This is a genomic window from Pseudomonas sp. McL0111 (genome assembly GCF_052567255.1).
In genome coordinates this window covers 3,045,050-3,071,768 of the sequence record NZ_CP199585.1, presented here as the reverse complement: position 1 = coordinate 3,071,768, position 26,719 = coordinate 3,045,050, and the positions used below count along the sequence as shown (strand labels likewise).

General features: G+C 59.5%; 21 protein-coding genes and 1 pseudogene. 9 read left to right on the top strand and 13 right to left on the bottom strand.

Going from position 1 to position 26,719, the window contains the following annotated elements:
* Positions 1-7: 7 nt before the first annotated feature.
* Positions 8-721, bottom strand: a complete 714-nt coding sequence (gene pgl / locus ACTWLJ_RS13985) for a 6-phosphogluconolactonase (RefSeq protein ID WP_445181228.1) — start codon at positions 719-721, stop codon at positions 8-10.
* Positions 708-2,174 carry a glucose-6-phosphate dehydrogenase gene (gene zwf, locus ACTWLJ_RS13980; protein WP_445181227.1) on the bottom strand — a complete coding sequence of 489 codons (1,467 nt, stop codon included), beginning with the start codon at positions 2,172-2,174 and terminating at the stop codon, positions 708-710. The genes pgl and zwf overlap by 14 nt, the downstream gene beginning before the upstream one ends.
* 226 nt (positions 2,175-2,400) lie before the next feature.
* On the opposite strand from zwf, the gene ACTWLJ_RS13975 reads away from it, so the two are divergent.
* Positions 2,401-3,261, top strand: coding sequence for a MurR/RpiR family transcriptional regulator (locus ACTWLJ_RS13975; protein ID WP_171057240.1), 861 nt, complete (start codon positions 2,401-2,403; stop codon positions 3,259-3,261).
* 146 nt (positions 3,262-3,407) lie between these two features.
* Here the strand turns inward: ACTWLJ_RS13975 and ACTWLJ_RS13970 are convergent, their stop codons facing one another.
* From ACTWLJ_RS13970 to edd, 11 genes are all read right to left on the bottom strand, one after another.
* A complete protein-coding gene (locus tag ACTWLJ_RS13970; RefSeq protein WP_401215255.1) occupies positions 3,408-4,262 on the bottom strand; it encodes a D-hexose-6-phosphate mutarotase in 855 nt (284 codons plus the stop codon).
* Between the two features lie 192 nt (positions 4,263-4,454).
* On the bottom strand, positions 4,455-5,804 hold the full coding sequence (locus ACTWLJ_RS13965; protein WP_401215252.1) for a carbohydrate porin: 1,350 nt from the start codon (positions 5,802-5,804) through the stop codon (positions 4,455-4,457).
* A 163-nt stretch (positions 5,805-5,967) separates the two neighbouring features.
* The gene (locus ACTWLJ_RS13960) at positions 5,968-7,128 is read right to left on the bottom strand and encodes an ABC transporter ATP-binding protein (RefSeq protein ID WP_445181226.1); all 1,161 of its coding nucleotides are present in this window, start codon (positions 7,126-7,128) and stop codon (positions 5,968-5,970) included.
* Positions 7,129-7,130: 2 nt separating this feature from the next.
* Entirely contained in the window at positions 7,131-7,976 is an 846-nt protein-coding gene (locus ACTWLJ_RS13955; protein WP_445181225.1) for a carbohydrate ABC transporter permease, read from the bottom strand.
* Positions 7,969-8,877: a carbohydrate ABC transporter permease gene (locus ACTWLJ_RS13950; protein WP_401215244.1), complete on the bottom strand. Its 909-nt coding sequence runs from the start codon at positions 8,875-8,877 to the stop codon at positions 7,969-7,971. The genes ACTWLJ_RS13955 and ACTWLJ_RS13950 overlap by 8 nt, the downstream gene beginning before the upstream one ends.
* Before the next feature lie 147 nt (positions 8,878-9,024).
* A complete protein-coding gene (locus tag ACTWLJ_RS13945; protein WP_445181224.1) occupies positions 9,025-10,326 on the bottom strand; it encodes an ABC transporter substrate-binding protein in 1,302 nt (433 codons plus the stop codon).
* A gap of 118 nt (positions 10,327-10,444) precedes the next feature.
* Positions 10,445-11,704 carry a D-mannose isomerase gene (locus ACTWLJ_RS13940; protein ID WP_445181223.1) on the bottom strand — a complete coding sequence of 420 codons (1,260 nt, stop codon included), beginning with the start codon at positions 11,702-11,704 and terminating at the stop codon, positions 10,445-10,447.
* A gap of 220 nt (positions 11,705-11,924) precedes the next feature.
* Positions 11,925-13,394, bottom strand: coding sequence for an ATP-binding protein (locus ACTWLJ_RS13935; protein WP_445181222.1), 1,470 nt, complete (start codon positions 13,392-13,394; stop codon positions 11,925-11,927).
* Complete coding sequence (locus ACTWLJ_RS13930) at positions 13,384-14,115, bottom strand: response regulator (RefSeq protein ID WP_401215233.1); 732 nt, start codon at positions 14,113-14,115, stop codon at positions 13,384-13,386. The genes ACTWLJ_RS13935 and ACTWLJ_RS13930 overlap by 11 nt, the downstream gene beginning before the upstream one ends.
* Before the next feature lie 166 nt (positions 14,116-14,281).
* Positions 14,282-15,232, bottom strand: coding sequence for a glucokinase (locus ACTWLJ_RS13925; protein ID WP_445181221.1), 951 nt, complete (start codon positions 15,230-15,232; stop codon positions 14,282-14,284).
* Positions 15,229-17,055, bottom strand: a complete 1,827-nt coding sequence (gene edd / locus ACTWLJ_RS13920) for a phosphogluconate dehydratase (protein WP_401215227.1) — start codon at positions 17,053-17,055, stop codon at positions 15,229-15,231. The genes ACTWLJ_RS13925 and edd overlap by 4 nt, the downstream gene beginning before the upstream one ends.
* 220 nt (positions 17,056-17,275) lie before the next feature.
* Between edd and gap the strand changes: the two genes are divergently transcribed.
* The 8 genes and pseudogenes from gap (at position 17,276) to ACTWLJ_RS13880 (ending at position 26,579) form a co-directional block, all read left to right on the top strand.
* Positions 17,276-18,277 (top strand): type I glyceraldehyde-3-phosphate dehydrogenase, encoded by a 1,002-nt coding sequence (gene gap, locus ACTWLJ_RS13915; RefSeq protein WP_401215225.1) that lies wholly within the window; start codon positions 17,276-17,278, stop codon positions 18,275-18,277.
* 196 nt (positions 18,278-18,473) lie between these two features.
* A complete protein-coding gene (locus ACTWLJ_RS13910; protein ID WP_445181220.1) occupies positions 18,474-18,992 on the top strand; it encodes an RNA polymerase sigma factor in 519 nt (172 codons plus the stop codon).
* 123 nt (positions 18,993-19,115) lie between these two features.
* Entirely contained in the window at positions 19,116-20,081 is a 966-nt protein-coding gene (locus ACTWLJ_RS13905) for a FecR family protein (protein WP_445181219.1), read from the top strand.
* Between the two features lie 122 nt (positions 20,082-20,203).
* Positions 20,204-22,789: a TonB-dependent receptor gene (locus ACTWLJ_RS13900; protein WP_445181218.1), complete on the top strand. Its 2,586-nt coding sequence runs from the start codon at positions 20,204-20,206 to the stop codon at positions 22,787-22,789.
* 112 nt (positions 22,790-22,901) lie between these two features.
* Positions 22,902-23,510, top strand: a complete 609-nt coding sequence (locus ACTWLJ_RS13895; protein ID WP_445181217.1) for a biliverdin-producing heme oxygenase — start codon at positions 22,902-22,904, stop codon at positions 23,508-23,510.
* Between the two features lie 161 nt (positions 23,511-23,671).
* Positions 23,672-24,061, top strand: a complete 390-nt coding sequence (locus tag ACTWLJ_RS13890; protein ID WP_445181216.1) for a YbaN family protein — start codon at positions 23,672-23,674, stop codon at positions 24,059-24,061.
* 379 nt (positions 24,062-24,440) lie between these two features.
* Positions 24,441-25,721: pseudogene (locus tag ACTWLJ_RS13885) on the top strand (PDC sensor domain-containing protein); the annotation flags it as partial.
* Positions 25,722-25,823: 102 nt separating this feature from the next.
* Positions 25,824-26,579, top strand: coding sequence for a methyl-accepting chemotaxis protein (locus tag ACTWLJ_RS13880; protein WP_445181354.1), 756 nt, complete (start codon positions 25,824-25,826; stop codon positions 26,577-26,579).
* Positions 26,580-26,719 lie beyond the last annotated feature (140 nt).

The following is a 26,719-nucleotide window of genomic DNA, read 5'->3' as shown; positions in this document are numbered from 1 at the left end:
CCTTGGCTCATGGGCACCAGTAAATCTCTAACGTGGGTTGCAGAAACGCGCGAACCGGCATGGCAGCGACATCGTCACTGGCCAATGCGGCGTTGAGGGTGGTCAGTTTCGACGCACCGGAAATCGACAGAATCTTGTGTCGGGCCGAAGCCAGCAGCGCACGGCTCATGGTCAGGCGCTGACGCGGCACACTCGGCGCCAGCATCGGCCAGCAACGGCGCGTGCCATCGGCCTGCAACGCTTCGGCAAGGTTCGGACTGTTGGGGAACAGCGACGCGGTGTGACCGTCATCGCCCATGCCCAGCACCAGCACATCGATTGCCGGCAACTCAGCGAGCAAACGATCAGCCTGTTCAGCAGCCTGTTCGACATTCGCCGCAGCGCTATAAAGGCTGAGAAACTTTGCCTTGGCCGCCGGACCTTTGAGCAGATACTGCTTGAGCAGACCGGCATTGCTGTCGGCGTGCTCGACCGGGACCCAGCGCTCATCGGCGAGGGTCACGACGACTTTCGACCAGTCCAGATCCTGCTTGGCCAAGTGCTGGAAAAACGCCACCGGGCTACGACCGCCAGACACCACCAGCACCGCGTTGCCACGTGCAGCGATGGCCTCGCTCAGTTGCTTGGCAACATTCAGCGCCAAGCCTTCGGCCAACAACGCCGGGCTCTTGAATGGGTGGGCGTTGACGCCCGCAGGCAGTTTCACATCAGATATCGCCATACCACGACCTCCCGTCCCGCGTGATCAGTGCAATCGAGCTCATCGGCCCCCACGACCCGGCCGCGTACGGCTTGGGCGCGTCACCGGATTTCTTCCAGCCGGCGATCAACTGGTCACACCACTTCCACGCGGCTTCGATTTCATCTTTACGGACAAACAGGTTCTGATTGCCGTTCATCACTTCCAGCAACAACCGCTCGTAGGCATCGGGAATCCGTGCGCTGCGCCAGGTGTCGGAGAAATTCAGTTGCAGCGGGCCGCTGCGCAGTTGCATGCCTTTGTCCAGGCCCTGCTCTTTAGTCATCACGCGCAAGGAAATGCCTTCATCCGGTTGCAGGCGAATGATCAGTTTGTTGCTGATCTGCAAGCGCTGCTCGGGGGCAAAGATGTAGTGCGACGGTTCCTTGAAGTGGATGACGATCTGCGACAGCTTTTGCGGCATGCGCTTGCCGGTACGCAGGTAGAACGGCACGCCGGCCCAACGCCAGTTACGGATATCTGCACGCAGAGCGACGAAGGTTTCGGTGTCGCTCTGGGTATTGGAATTCGGTTCTTCGAGGTAACCCGGTACCGACTTGCCTTCGCTGTAGCCGGCGATGTACTGGCCGCGTACCACTTGGGTGGTCAGGCCTTCCGGGCTGATCGGCGCCAGTGCCTTGAGCACTTTGACTTTCTCGTCACGGATGCTGTCGGCGGACAGGTCGGCCGGCGGGTCCATGGCGATCAGGCAGAGCAACTGCAACAGGTGATTCTGGATCATGTCGCGCAGTTGGCCGGCCTTGTCGAAGTAGCCCCAACGGCCTTCGATACCGACCTTCTCGGCCACGGTGATTTCCACGTGGGAAATGTAATTCTGGTTCCACTGGGTTTCGAACAGGCTGTTGGCGAAACGCAGGGCGATCAGGTTCTGAACGGTCTCTTTGCCCAGATAGTGGTCGATGCGGTAGGTGCGGTTCTCCGGGAAAAATTGCGCCACAGCGTCATTCACTTTGCGCGAGGATTCCAGATCGGAACCGATCGGCTTTTCCAGCACCACGCGAGTGTTTTCCGCCAGACCGACTTTCGCCAGGTTCTCGCAGATCGCGCCGTACACCGCCGCCGGAGTGGCGAAGTAGGCAATCATGCGCTGAGCGGTGCCGGCCAGTTCAGCCAGGGTTTCGTAATCTTCAGCCTTGAGAAAGTCGACGTGCAGGTAAGTCAGCCGCGAGAGAAAACGCTCGGCCACCGCTTCGTCCAGCTCTTTACCCACGTAGCGACGCAGTTCGGCGGCAATGAACGCCATGTGCTGCTGCTCGGTGCCGGTCTCACGGGCCAACGCGATGATGCGCGTGTCCTCGTGCAACAGGTCGGCGCCATCGAGGTGATAAAGGGCAGGAAACAGCTTGCGCAAGGCCAGGTCGCCAAGGGCGCCGAACAAGGCAAAGGTGCACGGTTCAACCGTAATCGAAGGCATGATGTTTGTTCTTTTATCAAGTTAAGCTACAAATACCTTTTTTCAAGGCATCACTCAAGGGAAAATGTAGTAATAACCACAACATTTTCGCAAAATACAGATTCCGAGTGGTGGTCGGTCGGAGCCCCCAGTAGGATAGGCCACCGTTACGGGCCATATCAAAGGCCCAATTTGCATAGCCCGGCGTACCTTTGCGCAGGTGAATTAGGAATTCCATATGGACCGCGTGCGAAATTTACTGGAACAGATCCAGAGTCGCCTTGAAGACCTGAACAAGGCCGAACGCAAAGTCGCCGAGGTGATCCTGCTCAACCCACAGCAGGCCACTCGCTTCAGTATCGCCGCCCTCGCCCAGGCGGCGTCGGTGAGTGAGCCGACGGTCAACCGTTTCTGCCGTTCGTTCGGCGTCAGCGGTTACCCGGAACTCAAGCTGCAACTGGCACAAAGTCTGGCCAGCGGCGCGGCATATGTCAGCCGTGCGGTGGAAGCCGATGACAATCCCGAGGCGTACACGCAGAAGATTTTCGGCAGCGCCATCGCCTCGCTGGACAGCGCGTGTCAGGCACTTGATCCGAACCTGATCAGCCGCGCCGTCGACCTGTTGATTCAGGCGCGGCAGATCCACTTCTTCGGCCTCGGCGCTTCGGCTCCGGTGGCGCTGGATGCACAGCACAAGTTCTTCCGCTTCAATCTCGCAGTCACGGCGCATGCCGATGTGCTGATGCAACGGATGATTGCTTCGGTGGCGCACACCGGCGAGTTGTTCGTGATCATTTCCTACACCGGCCGCACCCGCGAGCTGGTGGAAGTGGCGCGCATTGCCCGCGAGAACGGCGCTTCGGTGTTGGGCCTGACCGCCGAGAATTCACCGCTGGCCAAGGCCAGTACGTTGAGCCTGAACATTCCGTTGCCGGAAGACACCGACATCTACATGCCGATGACTTCGCGGATCATTCAGTTGACCGTGCTGGATGTGTTGGCGACAGGCATGACATTGCGTCGCGGGGTGGATTTCCAGCCGCATCTGCGCAAGATCAAAGAGAGCTTGAACGCTAGCCGGTATCCGGTGGGTGATGAGTTCAACTGATCTCGATGATTTGTAGTGAATGAGCTGACCTCATCGCTGGCAAGCCAGCTCCCACAGGTTTCATCAGCGTTCGCCAATTGTATGTTCGGCGCGGACACTGTGGGAGCTGGCTTGCCAGCGATGGGGCCAGCAGAGGCAACAAAAAACTAAGCCGCTGCCCAAGCCTGCAAACTCAGATGCGCCTTCTCTCCCGGCGCCAGATGCAGGCTATCCGTCCCGCCCGCCGCCGCTTCGACACAGACAAATTCCGAAATCTCGTCCCACGTCACGCCGAGCAACGGCCGCGACCCCGGATGCCAGACCACTGTGTCGGCACTGTCGCCGGTATCGATGCACAACTCGCGCTGCCAGGCGTGATCTTTCAGCTGTAATTCACCGTCGTGCTGGAACACCCGCTGACAGCCGCCATCGACGCGCAACTCGCCTTCCTGCTGACAAACCTGCCGGCTCAACTGGTCATAACCCTGCGCGCCTTCAAGCCCAGACAGCGCTATCTCACCCACATCGCCAATACGCCAGTAAGCATGCAAAGCCTGGCTCATCTGGCACGGCATGTCGTCCTGATGCTCGGTGCTCAGGCGCAATTCCATGCGTTCGCCAAGGTGCGCGTGCAGGTCTACCTGCCAGTCGCACAACTGCAATTGCCAGTGCAGACGCACGCCGTCTTCGGCGCTGCTGCTGTCGAGCAGTTTCCAGTCGAGCAGCCGCGCCCAACCGTGAGACGGCCAGGCATTTTCGCTCGGATGACGGCCATACCACGGCCAGCACACCGGCACGCCACCACGAATTGCACCGACATGCGGCCACTTCGCCGCGCACCACAACCACGGCTTCTGGCCGCGAGGCTGAAAGTGCAGCAACTGCGCGCCCTGACGACTGAACACCGCCTGACACAGCGGATGATCGATCACCAACACATCGCGCATCTGATAGCGCTCCCAGGCAAACACTGATCGCTCGCGCAGGGATTTGAAGAAGCGTTGCAGCGGATGCTCATGCATGGGCCACGGTCCTGAAAATCATGGGGGTACTTATCAATCCAAAAGCCTTGCCACAGAAAACCCTTTAGCCATAAAAATTCTATAGCCACAAATGCGTACTACAAATCTTGCGTGCGAGCCTCGCAAAAAAAAGCGGACAGCCTTGGCTGTCCGCAAATATGCGCACATAGAGAGGAGCTTATCGCAGACGCGTTAGAACACCGACTGAATTTTCAGACCGGCAACCAATGCGTTGTCCACTGCATCAACACCGCCCGGGTGGGTGATGTATTGCAGGTTAGGACGCACAGTCAGCCAGTTGGTAACGTGGAAGCCGTAGTTGACCTCGTAGTTGTATTCGGTTTCACGAATAGGCGAGAACACCGGGTTGTCGTAGTCCGAAACACCGTTGGAGGCGTTCAGCAGTTCGGCGTTTTTCTTCACGTCATCGTTGACGTGGATACGCGCCGCACCGATGCCGACGTCATCCTTCGGACGTGCGTCGAATGGGCCTTTATAGACAAACATCACCGACTGGTAGTTGTCGATGAAGTTGGTGTCCTTGTCGTGGAACGTCGCGTTGGCGGCGATGTTCAGACCGCGTGTTGCGTCGCCGTTGTGGCTGGTGAGTTGCTGTTGCGCAACGAACCAGTAGCCGTGTTTGCTGCTGTGGGTCTTGTAGGCGTCGCGGGTGGTTGCAGCGTCGTTACCGTTGATGTCTTCACGGACATCGGCGGCATCAGCCGTGCTCTTGTAGTAACCCACGCGGTATTCGCCTGGCAGGCTGTTGACCTTCGGCGACCAGACCAACTCAACTGGCAATACGGTACCGGCAGTACCGCTACCGCTGAGTTTGAAGCCGTTGCCGTGTTCCAGTTGCGACGGGTTCTGGTTGTACGCACCGATCTGAGCGTAGAGCTCGTCATTGATGTTGTACTTCACGCGGATCGCGGCCTGGCTGACTGGCCAGTTGTACCAGATGTTGGTTGCCCAGTTACCCACCTGGGAACCGCAGAACGCCAGGTTCTGGAATTCGCACGGGAAGGTGTTGAAGTCTTCGCCTTCACCGAAGTAACCGGCCTTGACGTCGAGTTTGTTGTCGAAGAACTGGTGCTGAATCCACAATTGGGTCAGACGCACCATGTGGCCGCGACCGTAGACTTCTTGCGAAGAACTCAGGGTGCCGGCACGCGGATCGCCAACGCGGTCGTTGGAGATGTTCTGACCATTACGGTTGGTCAACTGGATCTTGGCCTGAGTGTTGTCCCAGCCCAGCAGTTTTTGCAGGTCCAGCGCGGCGCCGAGGCCGAACTGGTCACTGTAACGTGCAGTCTTGTCGTTGTTGTAGCCACCGTGCAGGTTGCCACCGACTTCACCGACGTAGTCCATCTTGATGTCGATACCTTGCTCGATCAGCTTGGTACGCTCGCCACCCCAATCGCCCGTCATCCATTTGGAATCGGAGCTGAAGGCATCCGCAGCCATCGCATTACCGGCCAGCACCAGTGCTGCCGCGGCTGACACTTGGCAGATCAACCGGGCATTGACGTGTTTCTTTTTCATCCCTACATCCTCGTCTTTATTGTTATTAACTGTTTTTATCTAACGCGGTTTACATAAATTGCGGCGGATGACAGGTCATCCACCGCGCGCTCCTTGTGGAATCCGATCCCTGTGGGAGCTGGCTTGCCAGCTCCCACATGAACGCATTCCAACATTGATCTGTTTACCGGCCTTTGAACTGTGCGACGTTGGCAGAACGCGCTTCGGTTTGCGTCTGGCCCGCAACGCCCAGTCGCTCGCCTGTCTTGGCATCGAACAGCAACACTTTCGACGGATCGAATTGCAGCGTCAGGGTCTCGCCAACCTGCGGTGCCACGTCCGGTGCCAGACGGCAGCAGACCTTGGTTTCGTTGAGGTTGACGAAGACCAGCGTGTCCGGCCCCGTCGGTTCAGTGACCTGAACCTCAGCCTTGATGCTCGGCAAACCATTGCCCTCGCCGTTCGCCAGCACGATCTGTTCCGGGCGCATGCCGAGGATCACTTCGCGATCTTCAAGCCCGGCATCCTGCATGCTCAACGGCAGCTCGCAACGCGCCTGGCCGCTGTCGAGCAGCGCCAGCAGGCGACCGTCCTTGCGTTGCAGGCGCAGCGGGATGAAGTTCATTGGCGGCGAACCAATGAAGCTCGCCACGAACAGGTTGGCAGGATCGGTGTAAATCTCTTTCGGCGTACCGAACTGCTGAATGATCCCGTCCTTCATTACCGCAACCTTGTCGCCCAGAGTCATCGCTTCGATCTGGTCGTGGGTCACGTAGACCGTGGTGGTCTTCAGGCGCTGGTGCATCAGTTTCATTTCGGTGCGCATCTCGACGCGCAGCTTGGCGTCGAGGTTGGACAGCGGTTCGTCGAACAGATAAATCTTCGGCCGACGAGCCAGCGCGCGACCCATGGCCACGCGTTGCTGCTGACCACCGGAGAGTTGGCCCGGCTTGCGATTGAGCAGGTGTTCGATCTGCAACAGCTTGGCCACGCGAGCGACTTCCTCGTCGATGTCCGCCTGTTTCATCTTGCGAATCTTCAGACCGAACTCGATGTTCTCGCGCACGCTCATGGTCGGGTACAGCGCGTAGGACTGGAACACCATGGCGATGTCACGATCCTTGGGGCTCATGCCGCTGACGTCTTGATCACCGATCATGATCGCGCCGCCGGTAATGGTTTCCAGGCCGGCGATGCAGTTCATCAGGGTCGATTTGCCGCAACCCGACGGGCCGACTAGGATCAGGAACTCACCGTCCTTGATCGACAGTTCGATGTTCTTCAGGGTGTCCGGCAGGCCGGCACCGTAGGTCTTGTTTACGTTGCGAAGTTCGAGCGTTGCCATGATTACCCCTTGACTGCGCCGGCCGTCAGCCCGCGCACGAAATACTTGCCTGCGACCACATAGACCAGCAGGGTCGGCAGCCCGGCGATCATCGCCGCCGCCATATCAACGTTGTATTCCTTGGCCCCGGTGCTGGTGTTGACCAGGTTGTTCAGCGCCACCGTGATCGGTTGCGAATCGCCGCTGGAGAACACCACACCGAACAGGAAGTCGTTCCAGATCTGCGTGAACTGCCAGATCAGGCAGACCATGATGATCGGGGTCGACATCGGCAGAATGATCCGCCGGAAAATGGTGAAGAAACCCGCGCCGTCGAGGCGTGCAGCTTTCACCAGTGCATCGGGAATGCTCACGTAGTAGTTACGGAAGAACAGCGTAGTAAACGCCAGACCGTAGACCACATGGATGAACACCAGACCGGTAGTGGTGCTCGCCAGGCCCATCTTGCCGAGGGTGAACGAGGCCGGCAGCAGCACGGTCTGGAACGGCAGGAAGCAGCCGAACAACAGCAGACCGAAGAACAATTGCGAACCGCGAAAGCGCCACATCGACAGCACATAGCCGTTCAACGCGCCGATGGCGGTGGAGATCAATACTGCCGGAACGGTGATCTTGATCGAGTTCCAGAAGTAACCGTCAACCGTGGCCCAGGCCTTGACCCAGCCAATGCCGCTGACCACGGTCGGCCAGCTCAACAGGTTGCCGGTGCTGATGTCTTCCGGGGTTTTGAAGCTGGTCAACAGCATCACCACCAGCGGAATCAGGTAGAGAAATACAGCGAGGATAAGCACCGCGTAGATCGCGATGCGACTCAGGCTGATCGCAGGTTTGGCAGCGAGACTAGTCATTACGCTTGGTCCTCAGCTCGGAGTACAGGTAAGGCACGATGATCGCGAGGATCGCACCGAGCATCAGAATCGCACTGGCCGAACCCATGCCCATCTGACCGCGACTGAAGGTGAAGGAATACATGAACATCGCTGGCAGGTCGGAGGAATAACCCGGGCCACCGGCGGTCATCGCTGCGACGAGGTCGAAGCTCTTGATCGCGATGTGGGCGAGGATCATCACCGCACTGAAGAACACTGGACGCAGGCTTGGCAGCACCACTTTCCAGTAGATCGTCGGCATGCTCGCGCCATCGATCTGCGCCGCACGGATGATCGATTGATCAACCCCGCGCAGGCCGGCGAGGAACATCGCCATGATGAAACCCGAGGCTTGCCATACCGCAGCGATCACCAGGCAATACACCACGCGATCCGGGTCGATCAGCCAATCGAGACGGAAGCCTTCCCAGCCCCAGTCACGCAACAATTTGTCCAGGCCCATGCCCGGGTTGAGCAGCCATTTCCATGCGGTACCGGTCACGATCATCGAGAGCGCCATCGGGTACAGGTAAATGGTGCGGATGAAACCTTCGCGGCGGATTTTCTGGTCGAGGAACACCGCCAGCAGCACGCCGATCACCAGCGTGATGCCGATGAACATGCCACCGAAAACAGCGAGGTTTTTGCTCGCCACCCACCAGCGGTCGTTGTCGAACAACCGCGCGTATTGCGCCAGTCCGGCCCACTTGTAGGTCGGCAGGAATGTCGAAGTGGTGAACGACAGAACGAACGTCCACAGGATGTAGCCATAGAAGCCCACCAGAACGATGAACATGCTCGGCGCCAGCACCAGTTTCGGTAGCCAGCGCTGCAGTGCATCGAACGGCGAGGCCTTGCTGAACACAGCAACAGAACTCATGGGGAAATCCAGTACAGGGGAAAAGGACTACTTTTGAAATACTTCCCCTGTAGGAGTGAGCCTGCTCGCGATAGCGGTGTGTCAGTCAGCCAATCATTGACTGACAGATTGCAATCGCGAGCAGGCTCGCTCCTACAGGTCCAAGCATTACTTGGACGACTTGATCGCAGCACCAAGTTTCTTGGCGGTGTCGGCCGGGTCGGCTTTCGGGTCGTTGATGTAGTTGGTCACGACATCAAAGAACGCGCCCTGCACCGCCAGCGTGGTCGCCATGTTGTGCGCCATGCTTGGCTGCAGGCCGCCGCTTTTCGCGTCAGCCAGGAAGTCCTTGGCAGCAGTCTGGGCGCAGGAATCGAAGCCGAGCTTCTCCATGTTGTTCAACATGTCGATACGAACCGGGATCGAGCCTTTGTTGATGCTGAAGACTTTCTGGAAGTTTTCACCCAACACGACTTTGGCGATGTCCTTCTGACCGGCAGCGGTACCCGCGTCTTTCTGCTTGAACACGGCCAGCGAGTCGATGTTGTAGGTGAATGCCTTGTCGGTGCCCGGGAACGCTACGCACTCGTAGTCCTTGCCGGCGACTTTCTTGGCAGCGGTCCATTCGGACTTGGCCCAGTCACCCATGATCTGCATGCCGGCCTTGCCGTTGATGACCTTGGCTGCTTCAAGGTTCCAGTCCTGGCCCTTGCCGTCGGCGTCCATGTAGGTCGCGACTTTCTTCAGCTCGGTCAGCGCCTTGACCATTTCCGGGCCGGTCAGGGTAGCGTTGTCCAGATCGACCAGGGCTTTCTTGTAACCGTCGACACCCATCACCGACAGCACGACCGCTTCAAATACGGTGCTGTCCTGCCAAGGCTGGCCACCGTGGGCGAGCGGAATGAAGCCTGCTGCCTTGAGCTTGTCGCCCGCCGCGTAGAATTCCTCGAGGGTGGTTGGATTCTTGGTGATACCGGCTTTCTTGAAGACTTCCGGGTTGATCCACAGCCAGTTCACACGGTGAATATTCACCGGCACTGCCACGTAATCACCTTCGTACTTCACGGTATCGGAGACTTTCTTGTCGAGCAGGCTGTCCCACTTCTCTTCTTTGGCGACGTCTTTCAGAACGTCGGTGTCGAGCAGGCCAGTGGATGCCCATTCCTGGATGTCCGGGCCCTTGATCTGGGCGACGCCAGGAGGGTTGCCAGCAACAGCGCGGCTTTTCAGCACGGTCATGGCAGTCGAACCGCCACCGCCGGCGACAGCGCCGTCTTTCCAGGTGAAACCGTCTTTTTCGACTTGGGCCTTGAGTACATCAACGGCAGCTTTTTCGCCACCGGACGTCCACCAGTGCACGACTTCAACCGAACCTTTGGATTCGGCAGCGGAAACACTGAGGGGCAGAATTGCGAGCGGGAACAGGGAGGCGACAGAAATGACAGTAGCGAGGCGAGAAATCGCATTCATCTGAGATGTACCTTTCTTGTTGTTATGCATGCAAGTCTGGTGCTTGCGCTGCACAGGAGTTTAAACAGGGCGTTTCCCCTCGCAGGTAACGAAGGGACGCGCAAATGTCACCACATGGTTACACAGGACAGCTCTGGGACAAGTGCGCCAAGGCAGTCGCCATACTGGGTGACAAGGGTAGACGAGGAATCAGCACCGCTTGCCAGGCGTGATAAAGGTCCGGTTTGCCCGCCCAGATATCGGCACTTGGGCGGTTTTGCGGGTCGAGTTCGTGATGCCAGCTGCCATCGCAGCGATCGATGAAATACGTTTCGCAGAATTCCCAGAACAGCCGGTACCAGGTTTCGTATTGCTCTTCCCCGGTACGTTTGAGCAAGGCACTCGCAGCCGCGCTGGCTTCGGCGTGCGTCCAGTGCAGGCGATGGCGCACCACCGCTTTGTTACCCCAATCGAGGGTGTAGACAATGCCCGGCGCACCATCGACGTCCCAGCCGTGACGGCAATTGTGTTCGAAGAGTTTTTGCGCATCGGTCGCCAGCCAGCCGGGCGTCAGCATGCCCGCCTGCACCCGCGCCGCTTCGAGGTGCAGCAACAGCCGCGCCCATTCGAAACCGTGGCCCGGCGTAGTGCCGTAAGGACGGAAGCCGTCGGCGGGATTGTCGTGGTTGTACTCGCGCAGCGGCTGCCAGTCGCGGTCGAAGTGCTCGATCACCAGATAATCATTGGCGGCGGCATGCTTATGGATCACCCGCTCGACGATGCGCTGGGCGCGGATCAGCCAGCGTGGGTCCTCGGTGACATCGGCCAGGGCGAGGAAGGCTTCGGTCGCGTGCATGTTGCTGTTGGCGCCGCGATAGGCTTCCTCTTCGCTCCAGTCGCGATTGAAGAATTCGCGCATGGCGCCCTCTTCTTCGCTCCAGAACCAGGTGTCGATGATGTCGATAGCGTCATCGAGCAAGGCTTGTGCGCCGGGACGCTGGGCGACCACCGCCGAACTTGCGGCGAGAGCGACGAACGCATGCAGATAGGCGTTCTTGCCGGTATTGCCATCGCGGTGTTCGGCGACCGCGAACCAGCCGCCGTGCACTGCATCACGCAGCGGCCCGCGCAGGGCCGCGATGCCGTGATCGACCAGTTCGGCAAACCCTGGCAGCCCCTGAATATGGGCCATGGCGAAGCTGTGGGTCATGCGGGCGGTGTTCATGGTTTCGGCCTGGGCGTTCGCCGGCAACTGGCCGCGCTCGTCGAGATTACCGAAACCTTGAGCAAGCTTTGAAGCCTTGGCGAACGCCAGCAGGCGCAGGCCTTCGTCGGCGAGCCATTGCTGATGGGCAGGGGCGTTCAGCCAACTGCTGAAGCCTGGGTGAAAGGTGTCCATGGGTGACCCTTTTTTGTTGTTATGACTGCGGGAGAGTCTAAACAACGGGCCGAGTCGGGCTTGTAACGAAGGGGGCGGGTTTTGTCACAGGTCGGTGACATTCTGCATGCGATGACCTGTGGCGAGGGAGCTTGCTCCCGCTGTGGTGCGAAGCGCCACCAAAAAACCAGGCCTGCTGCGCAGTCCAGCGGGAGCAAGCTCCCTCGCCACAAGATTGGTGTCAGTCAACACTGCGCGGTAGTTGCAGGGTCACTCGCAAGCCGCCATCCCGCAGATTCTGCAACGTCACCTCACCGCCATGGCTGTGGGCGATGTTGCGTGCAATCCCGAGACCCAGCCCATAACCCTGCTGCTGTCCGGCCAGCCGAAAGTGCGGTTCGAACACTTGCTCCAGCCGCTGTTCCGGCACCCCCGGCCCCTCATCGTCAACGTGCAGGACAAACGCACTCTCATCATCATCGATGTGCAAATGCGCGTTCTGCCCGTACTTCAATGCGTTGTCGATCAGATTGCCGATACAGCGCTTCAACGCCAGAGGCTTGCCCGAATACGCCGCCAGCGCTCGCCCCTGTTGAGTTACACGGCCATTGCCGTTCGGCGCCAGGTAAGGCTCGACCAGACAATCCAGCACATGATTGAGATCCACCGGCTCGATGTTTTCGTGAATGTCAGTGTCTTTCACGCACTGCAACGCGCCTTTGACCAGCAGTTCCAGCTCATCCAGATCACGGCCGAACTTGGCTTGCAGGGTTTCGTCTTCGAGCAACTCGACTCGCAGGCGCAAGCGCGTGATCGGCGTACGCAGGTCGTGGGAAATCGCGCTGAACAACTGACTGCGCTCGGTCAGGTAACGGCTGATGCGCTCGCGCATGCTGTTGAACGCACGTCCGACCTCGACCACTTCGCTGCCGCCACCTTCGGCCATCGGCTCGACATCGGCGCCCAGCGACATATCCCGCGCTGCACGCGCCAGACGCTTGAGCGGCCGGCTCTGCCAGTGCACCAGCAGACCGATAAACAGCAGCAAAAATCCGCTGGTGAGGACGATGAACCACACCTGTTGCGCCGGCAGGCCCTGCTCTTCAAGACTGGTATACGGCTCAGGCAACAGCGAGGCGATGTACAGCCATTCGCCCGGCGCCATTTGAATCTGCGTGACCAGTACCGGCGGGTTCACCGGTTCCAGCGTCAGCGCGTAATGCGCCCACGAACGAGGCAGTTCATCGAGCTTCAGCCCGGCGTTGAAAATACGCAGATCCTCGGGGCTGACGAAAGTCACCGAAATGTCGGTGTCATGGCCCAGCGACTCGCGCAGCACTTCGTCTACCGCCTTCATCACTGCCGCTTTACGCGGCGTGATCGGCAGCACGTCCATGCCCAGCGGTTTGTCGTTGAGCGTCACGACGAAACGCGTGCCACCCATGCTGCGCAACTGGTCGAGCACCAATGGACGATAAGCGACCGGCAACGAGCGGAAATAACTGACGCTGGCGGTCATCGAATGCGCAAGGCTGCGGGCGCTGGTGACCAGCCCTTCGAGCTGGGTGGCGCGCAGTTGCGAGACCCAGATAACGCTCGACAGCGTCTGTGCGAACAGCACCGCGAGCAGGGTCAGCAGCAGCATTCGCCCGAGCAGCGAGCGCGGCACCGGGACTTTGGCGGCGAACTTGCGCAGCGACTCAGTGACCATTGCCGGCAACCACACTGGCTGCCAGTTGGTAACCGCTGCCACGCACGGTGCGGATCAGCCGTGGCGGCTTTTCCGTGTCGCGCAGGCGTTGGCGCAAGCGGCTGACCGCCATGTCGACGATGCGATCAAGCGGCATCAGGTCACGCCCGCGAGTGGCGTTGCCGATGGTGTCGCGGTCGAGGATTTCCTGCGGGTGATCGAGGAACAGTTTGAGCAAGGCGAAGTCGGCGCCGGACAGAATCACTTCCTCGCCGTCGGTGTGGAACAGCCGGTGGCTGACCATGTCCAGCCGCCACTCATCGAAGGCCAGCACTTCGCTGCCGCTACGCTCCTGACCGAACTGCGCACGACGCAGCAACGCCTTGATCCGCGCTTGCAGTTCACGCGGGCTGAAGGGTTTGCCGAGGTAATCGTCGGCACCGAGTTCCAGACCGATCACGCGGTCGGCCTCGTCGGAACTGGCAGTGAGCATGATGATCGGCACCTGCGCCTGACGCGGATGCTGGCGCACCCAGCGGCACAGGCTGAAGCCGTCTTCGTCGGGAAGCATCACATCGAGGATCACCAGATCGCTCGGCGCATCGTTCAGCGCCTGGCGGAAACTGGCGCCATCGGCCGTGGCCCGTACCTGAAAACCCGCACGGGTCAGGTAGGTCTCCAGCAACTCGCGTATCTCCTGGTCGTCATCGACCAACAAAATCGACTTGTTGATTGAGCTCACTTCGAAGGCGTCCTTGTTGTTGGAATTGGGGCGGATTATGCCTGATGAACCTTGGGTCTTTGTTGTCTGTTCTGGCCTCATCGCTGGCAAGCCAGCTCCCACAGGTTTTGTGAACAACATAGATCCTGTGGGAGCCTGGCTTGCCAGCGATGCAGACGACTCGGTATCAAGCCTGTTCGAGGGCTACACCGGCACCCACAAGCCCGGAATACGGCGCTGTCACCAGCCACACCGGAATCCCCTTGAAGTAATCGCTCATGCAGCCCTTGTCGGCAAAGCTGCGGGCGAAACCGCTTTCGAGGAAGAAATCGGCGAACCGTGGGATCACCCCGCCGACGATAAACACCCCGCCGCGCCCGCCAGTGGTCAGCACGTTGTTGCCGGCCACGCGGCCGAGCCAGCAGCAGAACTGCTCAAGCACTTCCAGGGCAATCGGATCACCGGCAAGCCCGGCAGCGGTAATCGCTTCCGGAGTATCGAGCTTCGGTTCATGGCCATCGACCGCGCAGATCGCCCGGTAAACCCGGGGCAAGCCACCACCGCTCAGCGCAGTTTCAGCGCTGACGTGGCCGATCTCGTTGTGGATGTGCTGCCAGAGCTGGGTTTCACGCGGGCTGCTCAGCGGCAGATCGACGTGACCGCCCTCCCCCGGCAACGCAGCAAAACGACCTTCGCCCAAGTCCAGCAAAGTACCAACACCAAGACCGGTGCCCGGGCCAATCACCACTGCCGGGCGCAACGGTTCCGGCGTGCCTTCGCAGACCACGCGAAATTCGCCCGGCTGCAAACGGGTCATGCCCAGCGCCATCGCCGAGAAATCGTTGACCAGCAACAATTGCTCGACCTGCAAAGTCTGGCAGAACGCCTTGCGGCTCAGGTGCCAGTGGTTGTTGGTGAACTTGAAAATATCGCCGCTGACCGGACCGGCCACCGACAGGCACACCGAACCAATCGAACCCGGCGCCAGACCGAGCCCGCTCAGATAGAGGCTGATCGCCTCTTCCGGGCTGGCGTGATCGGCCGTGGCCAACACCTGAACCGACTCCAGTTGCTGATCTTTCCACAACGCGAATCGCGCGTTGGTGCCTCCGATGTCACCGACCAAAGCCAGTTTCAATTAAGCGTCTCCAGGGCAGAAGTGAAGGCGCTGGCGCCCTGCTCCGCCGAGCTGAAGGCCATGCGCATAAAGCCAAACAGCTCGCGCCCGCTGCCGATGTTATTGGCCAACAGACCCTTGGCAGGTTCGCGCGCTGCAAATTCTTCGGCGTCCACCTTAAGCTCCAGGGTGCCTTTGACGCCATCGACGCGGATGATATCGCCCTCTTGCACCCGAGCCAAAGCGCCGCCGACATAAGCTTCAGGGCTGACGTGGATCGCCGCCGGGATTTTCCCCGAGGCGCCGGACATCCGCCCGTCGGTGACCAGCGCAACTTTGAAGCCGCGATCCTGCAATACGCCAAGGAACGGCGTCATCTTGTGCAGCTCGGGCATGCCGTTGGAACGCGGGCCCTGGAAGCGCATCACCGCGACAAAGTCTTTTTCCAGCAGACCGGCCTTGAACGCATCAGCCAGATCCTGTTGATCCTGGAACACCATGGCCGGTGCTTCGACGATCTGATTTTCCAGTGCCACGGCGGACACCTTCATCACGCCGCGACCGAGATTACCTTCCATCACGCGCAGACCACCCTCCGGCGAGAACGCACGGGCGACTGGACGCAGGATGTTTTCGTCGAGGCTTTCAATCGGGCCTTCGCGCCACACCAGTTCACCGTTATCGAGGAACGGTTCTTTGGTGTACTTGCTCAAGCCGTGGCCGAGCACGGTATTGACGTCTTCGTGCAACAGGCCGGCTTCGAGCAGTTCGCGGATCAGGAACGACATGCCGCCCGCTGCCTGGAAGTGGTTGATGTCAGCCTTGCCGTTCGGATAAACGTGGCTGAGGGTCGGCACGACTTCGGAGAGGTCGGCCATGTCCTGCCAGGTCAGTTGAATGCCTGCCGCCATGGCGATGGCCGGCATGTGCAGGGTGTGGTTGGTCGAACCGCCAGTGGCGTGCAGCGCCACGATCGAGTTGACCAGCGACTTCTCGTCGACGATTTCGCCGATCGGCATGAAGTTGCCGTTCTGTTTGGTCAGGCGCGTGACCTGATGCGCCGCTTCGCGGGTCAGGGCATCACGCAGCGGCGTGTTCGGGTTGACGAAAGAGGCGCCCGGCAAGTGCAGGCCCATGACTTCCATCAGCAACTGGTTGGTGTTGGCGGTGCCGTAGAAAGTGCAAGTGCCCGGGCTGTGGTAGGACTTCATCTCCGATTCCAGCAGCTCTTCGCGGGTCGCCTTGCCTTCGGCGTACTTCTGCCGTACGTCGGCTTTTTCCTTGTTGGAAATCCCCGAGACCATAGGCCCGCCCGGAACGAAGATCGTCGGCAGATGGCCGAAACGCAGCGAACCCATCATCAGGCCCGGGACAATCTTGTCGCAGATGCCGAGCATCAGCGCACCGTCGAACATGTTGTGGGACAACGCTACCGCCGTAGACAGCGCGATCACTTCGCGGCTCGGCAGGCTCAGTTCCATGCCTGGCTCGCCCTGGGTCACGCCATCGCACATCGCCGGAGTGCCGCCAGCGAACTGGCCGACCGAACCGATTTCGCGCAGGGCATTCTTGATCTGTTCAGGAAACACTTCGTACGGCTGATGCGCCGAGAGCATGTCGTTATAGGAAGAAACAATGGCGATGTTCGCCGAGTTCATCATCCGCAGGCTGTGCTTGTCTTCGCTGCCGCAACCGGCGACGCCATGGGCGAAGTTGGCGCATTGCAGCTTGCCGCGCATCGGCCCGTCAGTGGCAGCACCGCGAATCAGTGCAAGGTAAGCCTGACGCGTGGCGCGGCTGCGGGCGATAAGCCGTTCGGTGACCTCAAGAACGCGGGGATGCATGTGTAGAACTCCAGGCTAACGGATGTGGCGACCTGATTGTCTATGCTGATCAAACGCCGTTGTTGTTGGAATGACAGACGGCTTTTTTGATCATTCGGACCAGTTGATTCAGGTCACTCGTTGTAGATAAAACAAAATATTGCCACTAAAAAGGCTTGTTTTCTATTTTTATGCGAATAATCTTGTAATTCCAACAACAAAACGACGGCGGCGCTGTTCCATGACTCTTCGAATCGCAATCAATGGTTTTGGCCGCATCGGCCGTAATGTCCTACGCGCACTGTATACCCAAGGCTATCGACAGGATTTGCAGATCGTCGCCATCAATGATCTGGGCGACAGCTCGATCAATGCTCATCTGCTCAAATACGACACCGTTCACGGCACATTCGACGCGCAAGTCGAGCATGACAACGAGAGCCTGACGGTCAATGGCGACCGCATCGCAGTCAGCGCCATTCGCAACCCGGCCGACCTGCCGTGGGCCGCAGAAAAAATCGATGTGGTATTTGAATGCACCGGTCTGTTTACCGACCGTGCCAAAGCCGCCGCGCATATTACTGCCGGCGCACGCAAAGTGATCATCTCGGCCCCGGCCAAAGGCGCCGATGCCACCGTCGTTTATGGTGTGAACCACGACATTCTGCGCCAGTCGCACCAGATCATCTCCAACGCTTCGTGCACCACCAACTGCCTGGCGCCAGTGGCGCAGGTGCTGCACCGCGAGTTGGGAATCGAAAGCGGTCTGATGACCACGATTCACGCCTACACCAACGACCAGAACCTGACCGACGTCTATCACACCGACCCGTACCGCGCCCGTTCGGCCACGCAGAACATGATCCCGAGCAAGACCGGCGCTGCCGAAGCCGTTGGTCTGGTATTGCCGGAACTGGCGGGCAAACTGACCGGCATGGCCGTGCGCGTACCGGTGATCAATGTGTCGCTGGTGGACTTGACCGTACAGTTGAAGCGCGAAGCTTCGGCGGATGAGGTCAATGCTCTGCTCAAGGCTGCGAGCCAGCATTCGAAGATCCTTGGTTACAACACGTTGCCGCTGGTTTCGAGCGACTTCAACCACAACCCGCTGTCGTCGATTTTCGACGCCAACCACACCAAATCCACCGGCAAACTGCTGAAAGTGCTGGCCTGGTACGACAACGAGTGGGGCTTCTCCAACCGCATGCTCGATAACTGCCTGGCGCTGTGTAACGCTGAGTAAAGAAAGACATTTGTATCCATGTGGGAGCCAGCCTGCTGGCGATAGCGGTTTTATCTCCACCGATTAGGGTGACTGATAGATTGCTATCGCCAGCAGGCTGGCTCCCACAGGTTTTGATTTCAATTTGAAATCAGCGCTTGACCATTCGACTAGATGATAAGCATTATCATTCGCTCGAAATGGATCAGGTTCTCCCGTGAGTCAATCGCGCTTCAACCACGTCTTCCTCACTCAGCGCATTTCGCTGCTGCGTACGCTGGAACGGATGGTCAACAATCACAGCACCGCTGAAGACCTGTTGCAGGAGACCTACCTGCGCGTCACGCGGGCGTTGAGCGAGCGGGCCATCGATCACCTTGAACCCTTTGTGTTCCAGACCGCGCGCAATCTGGCGCTCGATCATTTGCGTGCGCGCAAGATCCATTCGCGAACAATGGTCGATGACGTGCCGCAGGAAATCGTGCACAGCATCGCCGCCCCCGCCAGCAGCGCCGAAGACGCTGCCCATGCTGAACAAATGCTGGAGCGCCTGAACGTGAGCCTCAGTGAACTCAGCTCTCGCCAGCAGCAGATTTTCATCCTCAGCCGCCTGCACGGGCACAGCTATCAGGAAATCGCCGACGAGCTGAACGTCTCCCTCAGTACCGTGCAGAAAGAACTCAAGCTCATCATGTCGATCTGTATCGGTGTCGCTGAACGTTTGAATGGTGACTGAGGGCAGGATCTTTCCGTAGGTGCGAGGATCGACTGCACTGATCATCGGGCTTTGTTACCCTTGCCCGACTTTTACGCTTCACTGAATAAAGCAGCCGTGCACAGACACTGCCGAGGAAACACCGTGACGGACACCCACCGCCCTCCTTCGCCGCCGTCGGCGCAGGACGCCGCAAGCGCAATGGACCAGGCTCTGGACTGGCTCATCGTGCTCGGCAATCCGGATGAAGAGCAGACCCGGCAATTTCATGCGTGGCTGGCGGCTGATCCGTTGAATGCCGAAGCCTTCGCCAAGGCACAGAATATCTGGGACGGCCCGCAGATCGCCCAATGTGCACAAAGCCTCGCAAGCAAACCGGCCAAAGTCACCTTCCTTTCGCGCCTGCGTCCGCACTGGAAACCACTGGCGACGGCGGCGATTGTGCTTCTTGGCTTGTTCAGTTTCAGCAATCTGCCGATGCGGATTCAGGCCGATCACCTGACCGTGGTCGGCGAGCGCCAGCGTCTGCAACTGGAGGACGGCTCGAAAGTCCTGCTCAATACCAACTCGGCGTTTTCCAGCACCATCAACGACAAACAGCGGGTTGCACGCCTGTATCAGGGTGAGGCGTTTTTCGAGGTCGGCGCCAATCGCGGGCAGCCGCTGGAAATCGATGCCGGCCCGGTCACTGCCAGCGTGCGCGACACTGCGTTCGCCGTGCGTTATCTGGACGGCGTGGCGCAGGTCAATGTGCAGCGTGGCGATGTCGATCTGCGTGCCACTCATAACGATGCGCGAGTACGCCTTTCCGCCGGGGAAAGCATCCGCATCGGCCCCAACGGTTTCGACCGTCCGGCCAAACTCGATGCCGCCACCGATCTGGCCTGGGTCCAGGGTCGACTGGTGTTCGAAAATTGCCCGCTGAATCAGGTGCTGGCGGAACTGCGGCGCTACTATCCGGGCTGGATCATCAACACCAACGAGCAATTGGCCGACGTCGCCGTCACCGGCAACTACCGCCTCGATCAGCCGCTGGACGTGGTGCGCTCCCTCGCCCACATCACCTCGGCACGCCTTCAGGAATTCCCCGCGCTGGTGATCTTGAACTAAATGAGAATTATTTTTACTCGATAGCCGAAGCCGGTACGTCTCGTTATAGCCAATGCAATTGATTCGCATCTCCTGACGCGAATCAGCACCTATAAAGATTCGTGCGACACGGAGCGCTATCGATGTCCTCACGCCTTACCCGCCAGACTTCCAACCCTTCCCGCGTATTGTCGCTGCTGACCGCTGCCATACTGATGGCCGGCACTGCACCGCTGATGGCTGCCACCGAGCAACCGGCACGCAATATGGGTGATTACTCGTTCGCCATCGGTCAGCAGCCGCTGGTGTCGGCACTCAATGCCTTCACCGCCGTGACCGGCTGGCAGGTCGGCTTGCCGGCGGAACTGGGGCAGAACGTATCTTCGCCGGGCGTGCGCGGTTCGCTGCCACCGGAGAAAGCGCTGGAGCGGCTGTTGGTGGGGACCAACCTGAGCTTCCGCAAGCTGAGCAACAACAACGTGGTGCTGGAGAAACGCAAAAACAGCGGCGCATTGAATCTGGATCAGGTGACCATCAGCGCCACCCGTCAGGAACAGTCGGTAAACAGCGTTCCAGCGACCGTCACCGTGCAGACCCGACAGGATCTGGATCGCAACAACGTCAACACCATCAAGGATCTGGTGCGCTACGAGCCGGGTGTGTCGGTGGGCGGCGCCGGTCAGCGTGGCGGCATCAGCGGCTACAACATTCGTGGTATCGACGGCGACCGCATCCTGACCCAGGTTGACGGCGTGGAAGTGCCGGACGGTTTCTTCAACGGTCCGTACGCCAAGACTCAACGCAATTACGTTGACCCGGAAATCGTCAAACGCGTGGAAATCCTCCGTGGCCCGGCCTCGGTGCTGTACGGCAGCAACGCCATCGGCGGCGCGGTCAGCTACTACACCCTCGATCCGGACGACATCATCAAACCCGGCAAAGATGTCGGCGCCCGCCTGAAAACCGGTTACAGCTCCGCCGATGACAGCTGGCTGAAGTCCGCCACCGTTGCCGGCCGTGCCGAACAGTTCGACGGCTTGCTGCATTACAGCCAGCGTGACGGCCATGAAACCGATTCCTACGGCAGCAACAACGGCACCGGCCTTGAGCGCACCGCCGCCAACCCGGAAGACGTCAAGGCGACCAACGTGCTGGCCAAGATCGGCTGGAACTACAACGAAGATTCACGTCTGGGCCTGACCTACGAAAAGTACAAGGATGATCGCGACACCGATCAGAAAAGCGCCTACGGCGGCCCTTACTTCGCAGGTGCCCCGACCATTCCCGACAGCATGCTGCCTGGCGGCATGTACCAGTGGCGTACCGGCAACGACACCATCACCCGTGAGCGTTTCGGTCTGGAGCACACCTTTGCGCTCGACAGCCTGCTGGCGGATAACGTGAAGTGGACCCTCAACCACCAGATCGCCAAAACCGATCAGAGCACCGAAGAGTTCTACTATCCGATCTCCCGCAAAGTGCTACGCACCCGCGACACTATTTATGAAGAAAAACAGTGGGTGTTCGACGCGCAACTGGACAAGGCATTTGCCATCGGCGACACCGATCACGTCCTGACTTACGGCACCACCATCAAGCAGCAGAAAGTCACCGGCTCGCGCAGCGGCGACGGCAAGTGCCTGGCGGTCGGCCGTGGCTGCACCGCAATCGGCGCGACCAGCGCTGCTGACGTGCTGAAGAAGTCCAGCGATTTCCCGGACCCGACCATCAATACCTATAGCCTGTTCGCCCAGGACCAGATCAGCTGGAACAACTGGACCTTCCTGCCGGGCCTGCGCTACGACTACACCCAGCTCAAGCCGCACATCACTCAGGAATTCCTCAACACCGTGGCGGCTGACGGCAAAGGCACGGTCAGCGACGAGAACAAGACCTGGCACAAAGTCTCGCCGAAATTCGGCCTGACCTACGCGTTCAACGACAACTACACTTGGTACGGTCAATACGCCGAAGGCTTCCGCACCCCGACCGCCAAAGCGCTGTACGGTCGCTTCGAGAACGCCACCACCGGCTACAACGTGGCGCCGAACCCGGACCTGGAACCGGAAAAAAGCAAAAGCTATGAAACCGGTCTGCGCGGCAACTTCGAGTCCGGCTCGTTCGATGTGGCAGTGTTCTATAACAAGTACCGCGACTTCATCAACGAAGATGCGGTCACCCCGGGCTACAGCGAGCTGACCTTCCAGTCGAGCAACATCAAGCACGCGACCATCAAGGGCGCCGAAGTCAAAGGTCGTCTGAACCTCGACTCTTTCGGTGCACCACAAGGCCTGTACACCCAGGGCTCGATTGCCTACGCCTACGGTCGCAACAACGACAGCGGCGAACCGCTGAACAGCGTCAACCCGCTGACCGGCGTGTTCGGTCTCGGTTACGACCAGGACAATTACGGCGGCCTGCTGAGCTGGACCGTAGTGAAGAAAAAGGACCGTGTCGACGACACTCAATTCAAGTCGCCGGACGGCGTCAGCAGCCAGTTCAAGTCGCCGGGCTTCGGCATTCTGGATCTGGCCGGTTACTACAAAGTCACCGACGACGTCACCGTCAGCGGCGGCGTTTACAACCTGACCGACAAGAAATACTGGCTGTGGGACGACGTGCGCGGTTACGACGGCGTCGGCGAAGCTTCGGTCATCAGCCCGGCCAACATGGATCGCCTGACTCAGCCGGGTCGCAACTTCGCGATCAACCTGATCTGGGACATCTGATCCGGCCAACCTCGCTGCGCGTTTATGCATGACGCGCAGTGAGGTTTTTTTACGCTCAGGCGTCTTCTTGTTCGTCTCGTTACCAAGCGCCACTTTTTCTCAAGGATTTCCCATGACCGCTCAAGACACCGCACAACGCCCTGCCCTGCGCTCGCAACGCTTGAACCAGATCACCAACGAGCCGCACAGCAAACTCGATGCGCTGGTCAAAGCTCATGCGCCGTTCGAGACCCGCGCCAACTTCGCTCGTTTCGTCGTCGCGCAGTATCTGTTCCAGTCGGAACTGGTTGATCTGTACAACGATGCCGAACTGACCGCGATCGTGCCTGACTTGCCGGCTCGTTGCCGCGCCGATGCGGCCAAGGCCGACCTCGCCGACCTGGAAACCGAAATCCCGGCACCGGTTGCCGGCGCCCTGAAAAACCCGAGCAAGGCCCGCGCTCTGGGCTGGATCTTCGTCTCCGAAGGTTCCAAGCTCGGCGCAGCATTCCTGATCAAGCGCGCTGTGGCGCTGGATCTGAGCGATAGCTTCGGCGCCCGTCACCTGGGTGAACCTGAAGGTGGCCGCGCCGAAGGCTGGAAAAGCTTCATCAAGACCCTCGACTCGCTGCAATTCAGCGCCGAGGAAGAAGCTGAAGCCGAGCAAGGCGCCGTGGATGCGTTCAACCGTTTCACCGTGCTGCTGGAACAGGCTTACGCCACCGAAGCCGAACCGGCCTGATCAGCAACACAAATCCCCTTGTGGGAGCTAGCCTGCTGGCGATGGCGGTGTATCAGTCGACATCTATATTGTCTGAACCGCCATCGCTAGCAGGCTAGCTCCCACAGGGAACTGCACAAGTCTGTAAGATTGCCGTTTCGCCTCACGCACTCCCCGAGCCCATGCCGCAACCAGCCTCCTCGAAACTCGCCCGCCTGCTGTTCGGCCTGCTGGCCTACGTCAGCCTCGGCATTGGCCTGATCGCCATCGTCGTGCCCGGCCTGCCGACCACCGAGTTCATCCTGCTCGCCGCCTGGGCCGCCACCCGCAGTTCGCCGCGCCTGAGTGCCTGGCTGGAAAACCATCGCCTGTTCGGCCCGATCCTCAGCAACTGGCGCAACGGCAAGATCATTGCGCGCAAAGCCAAGGTCAGCGCCACGGTCAGCATGCTGCTGTGTGCAACGTTGATGCTGGTGATGCTCGATCACGGCTGGCCGATTTATCTGGCGATTGGCGGGATGCTCATGGGCAACCTGTGGATCTGGTCACGCCCCGAAGCCCTGCCAACCTGAGATCACACCGACTCCTGTGGCGAGGGGATTTATCCCCGTTCGGCTGCGAAGCAGTCGTGAAATCATTCGACGCGGTAGTTCAGTCAAATCGCAATTGTCTGGTTTGGGGCCGCTACGCTGCCCAACGGGGATAAATCCCCTCGCCACAAAAGCGCTCTCCAGCCGATTCCTTTGGTTGTTTCATCACTGAAACATCCCTGTAATTAATCCCATTTTCAGCACATTCCCCTGCGCAAACGTTTACCCACTACCGTTCGTCGGCACCCGCCTCATGCCACTGCGCCCCACGCCGATGCCTTTGAATGGCGCTGAATGGATTTGGCGAACCGGATAGTTCATATCCGCAAGCCACCCGTTTATTCATTCGCGAGATCGCCCCATGTTCGACTCTCTTTCCATTCGCCTGAAAATCGTTCTGCTGTCCGGTCTGTGCCTGCTCGGCGTAGTCGCGCTGATCGTTGGCATCAACATTTACCAGACCAACCAGAACGACGAACTGGTCAGCACCTCCAGCAGCAAAATGCTCACCGCCAGTGTGCAGAACCTGTTGCAGGCCAAAGCTGCCGAGCAAGCCGTGCGGGTGCAGAAAACCTTCGGCGAAAGCCTGTTGGTGGTCACCGCCCTGGCGGATCAGATCAAGGACATGCGGGTGATGGCCGCCAAGCGTTCGCTGGACGCTGGCGCGGTGCGCGAAGAGTTGAACCAGAGCCTGAAAACCGCCTTCGAGCGTAACGACAAAGTGCTCGGCATCTGGCTGGCTTTCGAGCCCAATGGTCTCGACGGCAAGGACAGCGAGTTCGTCAATGACGCAGCGCGCCAGTCCAACGAAGTCGGACGCTTCGCGACCTATTGGAGTCGTGCTGCCGGTTCGGCGCTGAACACGATCATGGTCGAAGAAGACATGACCAAAACCACCCTCAGCGTCAGCGGTACACCGTACAACAGCTGGTACACCTGCCCTCGCGACAACAAGCGCACCTGTCTGCTCGACCCGTATGCCGACACCGTGGGCACCAAGGAAATGTTGATGACCACCATTTCCGTGCCGTTGATCGTCGACGGCAAGGCCATCGGCGTGGTCGGTGTCGACATCGCCCTCGACGCCCTGCAAGCGGCAGCGGTGGACTCCCAGCGTGATCTGTTCAACAGCGCCGGGCACATGCTCATCGTTTCCGGCAGCGGCGTACTGGGTGCCGACAGTTCCGACGCGACCAAGGTCGGCAAGAAAATCAGCGATACCCTCGGTGCTGACGGCAAAGACGTCCTGCAACTGCTGAGCAGCGGCACACCGAAGATTCTCGAACAGGGCGACCTGATCCGCGCCGTGTACCCTGTCGACCCGATTGGCAACTCGCGTGCGTGGGGCGTGGTCATTGACCTGCCGAAACAAGTGCTGCTGGCCGACTCGGTCAAGCTGCAAACGGTGCTCGACGATGCTCAGGAAACCGGCGTTCTCACTGCATTGCTGGTGGCTGTAATCGCCGGTCTGGTGGGCCTGTTGCTGATCTGGCTCACGGCTTCGGGCGTCACTCGGCCGATCAACAGCGTCGCCGAGATGCTGAAAAATATCGCCAGCGGTGAAGGCGATCTGACCCAGCGTCTGAACTACACGAAGAAGGATGAACTCGGCGAACTGGTGAACTGGTTCAACCGTTTCCTCGACAAGCTGCAACCGACCATCGCGCAGATCAAGCAGAGCATCACCGAGGCCCGTGGCACCGCCGATCAGTCTTCGGAAATCGCCCGCCAGACCAGCGAAGGCATGCAGGTGCAGTTCCGCGAGATCGATCAGGTTGCTACCGCGTCCAACGAAATGAGCGCCACCGCCCACGACGTCGCCAACAGCGCCTCGAACGCGGCCAACGCCGCCAAGGGTGCCGATCAGTCGGCGAAGGAAGGCATGTCGATCATCGAACGCAGCACCCGCGACATCAATCAACTGGCCGATGAAGTCAGCAAGGCTGTGACCGAAGTCGAAGAACTCGCGGTCAACAGCGAGCAGATCGGCTCGGTGCTGGAAGTGATCCGCAGCATCGCCGAACAGACCAACCTGCTGGCGCTCAACGCCGCCATCGAAGCGGCCCGTGCCGGTGAGAGCGGGCGTGGTTTCGCGGTGGTGGCTGACGAGGTACGTAATCTGGCCAAACGCACGCAGGATTCGGTGGAAGAAATTCGCGTGGTCATCGAGCGCATCCAGACCGGCACCCGTGGCGTGGTCGCGACCATGCATTCGAGCCAGACCCAGGCGCATAACAACGCCGGGCAAATCCGTCAGGCCGTGGATGCACTGGGCAAGATCAGCGATGCGGTGACCGTGATCAGCGACATGAACCTGCAAATCGCCAGCGCCGCTGAACAGCAAAGCGCCGTCGCCGAAGAGGTTAACCGCAACGTTTCGGCGATCCGCAGTGTGACCGAAACCTTGACCGAACAAGCTACCGAATCGGCAGCGATCAGCAGCCAGCTCAATGCACTGGCCAGCCAGCAGATGAAATTGATGGATCAGTTCCGCGTATAACGCAACATCCCCAATCCCTGTGGGAGCTGGCTTGCCAGCGATGGCGGTGGATCAGTTGATCATTTTTTGACTGACACTCCGCTATCGCTGGCAAGCCAGCTCCCACAGGGGAAGTGTTCGTCGTTCGGGAATTTCATCGG

Excerpts from the sequence above, each read along its gene's own strand:
- pgl (WP_445181228.1), bottom strand. The coding sequence starts at position 721 with ATGGCGATATCTGATGTGAAACTGCCTGCGGGCGTCAACGCCCACCCA.
- zwf (WP_445181227.1), bottom strand. The coding sequence starts at position 2,174 with ATGCCTTCGATTACGGTTGAACCGTGCACCTTTGCCTTGTTCGGCGCC.
- ACTWLJ_RS13970 (WP_401215255.1), bottom strand. The coding sequence starts at position 4,262 with ATGCATGAGCATCCGCTGCAACGCTTCTTCAAATCCCTGCGCGAGCGA.
- ACTWLJ_RS13965 (WP_401215252.1), bottom strand. The coding sequence starts at position 5,804 with ATGAAAAAGAAACACGTCAATGCCCGGTTGATCTGCCAAGTGTCAGCC.
- ACTWLJ_RS13960 (WP_445181226.1), bottom strand. The coding sequence starts at position 7,128 with ATGGCAACGCTCGAACTTCGCAACGTAAACAAGACCTACGGTGCCGGC.
- ACTWLJ_RS13955 (WP_445181225.1), bottom strand. The coding sequence starts at position 7,976 with ATGACTAGTCTCGCTGCCAAACCTGCGATCAGCCTGAGTCGCATCGCG.
- ACTWLJ_RS13950 (WP_401215244.1), bottom strand. The coding sequence starts at position 8,877 with ATGAGTTCTGTTGCTGTGTTCAGCAAGGCCTCGCCGTTCGATGCACTG.
- ACTWLJ_RS13945 (WP_445181224.1), bottom strand. The coding sequence starts at position 10,326 with ATGAATGCGATTTCTCGCCTCGCTACTGTCATTTCTGTCGCCTCCCTG.
- ACTWLJ_RS13940 (WP_445181223.1), bottom strand. The coding sequence starts at position 11,704 with ATGGACACCTTTCACCCAGGCTTCAGCAGTTGGCTGAACGCCCCTGCC.
- ACTWLJ_RS13935 (WP_445181222.1), bottom strand. The coding sequence starts at position 13,394 with ATGGTCACTGAGTCGCTGCGCAAGTTCGCCGCCAAAGTCCCGGTGCCG.
- edd (WP_401215227.1), bottom strand. The coding sequence starts at position 17,055 with ATGCATCCCCGCGTTCTTGAGGTCACCGAACGGCTTATCGCCCGCAGC.
- gap (WP_401215225.1), top strand. The coding sequence starts at position 17,276 with ATGACTCTTCGAATCGCAATCAATGGTTTTGGCCGCATCGGCCGTAAT.
- ACTWLJ_RS13900 (WP_445181218.1), top strand. The coding sequence starts at position 20,204 with ATGTCCTCACGCCTTACCCGCCAGACTTCCAACCCTTCCCGCGTATTG.
- ACTWLJ_RS13895 (WP_445181217.1), top strand. The coding sequence starts at position 22,902 with ATGACCGCTCAAGACACCGCACAACGCCCTGCCCTGCGCTCGCAACGC.
- ACTWLJ_RS13890 (WP_445181216.1), top strand. The coding sequence starts at position 23,672 with ATGCCGCAACCAGCCTCCTCGAAACTCGCCCGCCTGCTGTTCGGCCTG.
- ACTWLJ_RS13880 (WP_445181354.1), top strand. The coding sequence starts at position 25,824 with ATGCAGGTGCAGTTCCGCGAGATCGATCAGGTTGCTACCGCGTCCAAC.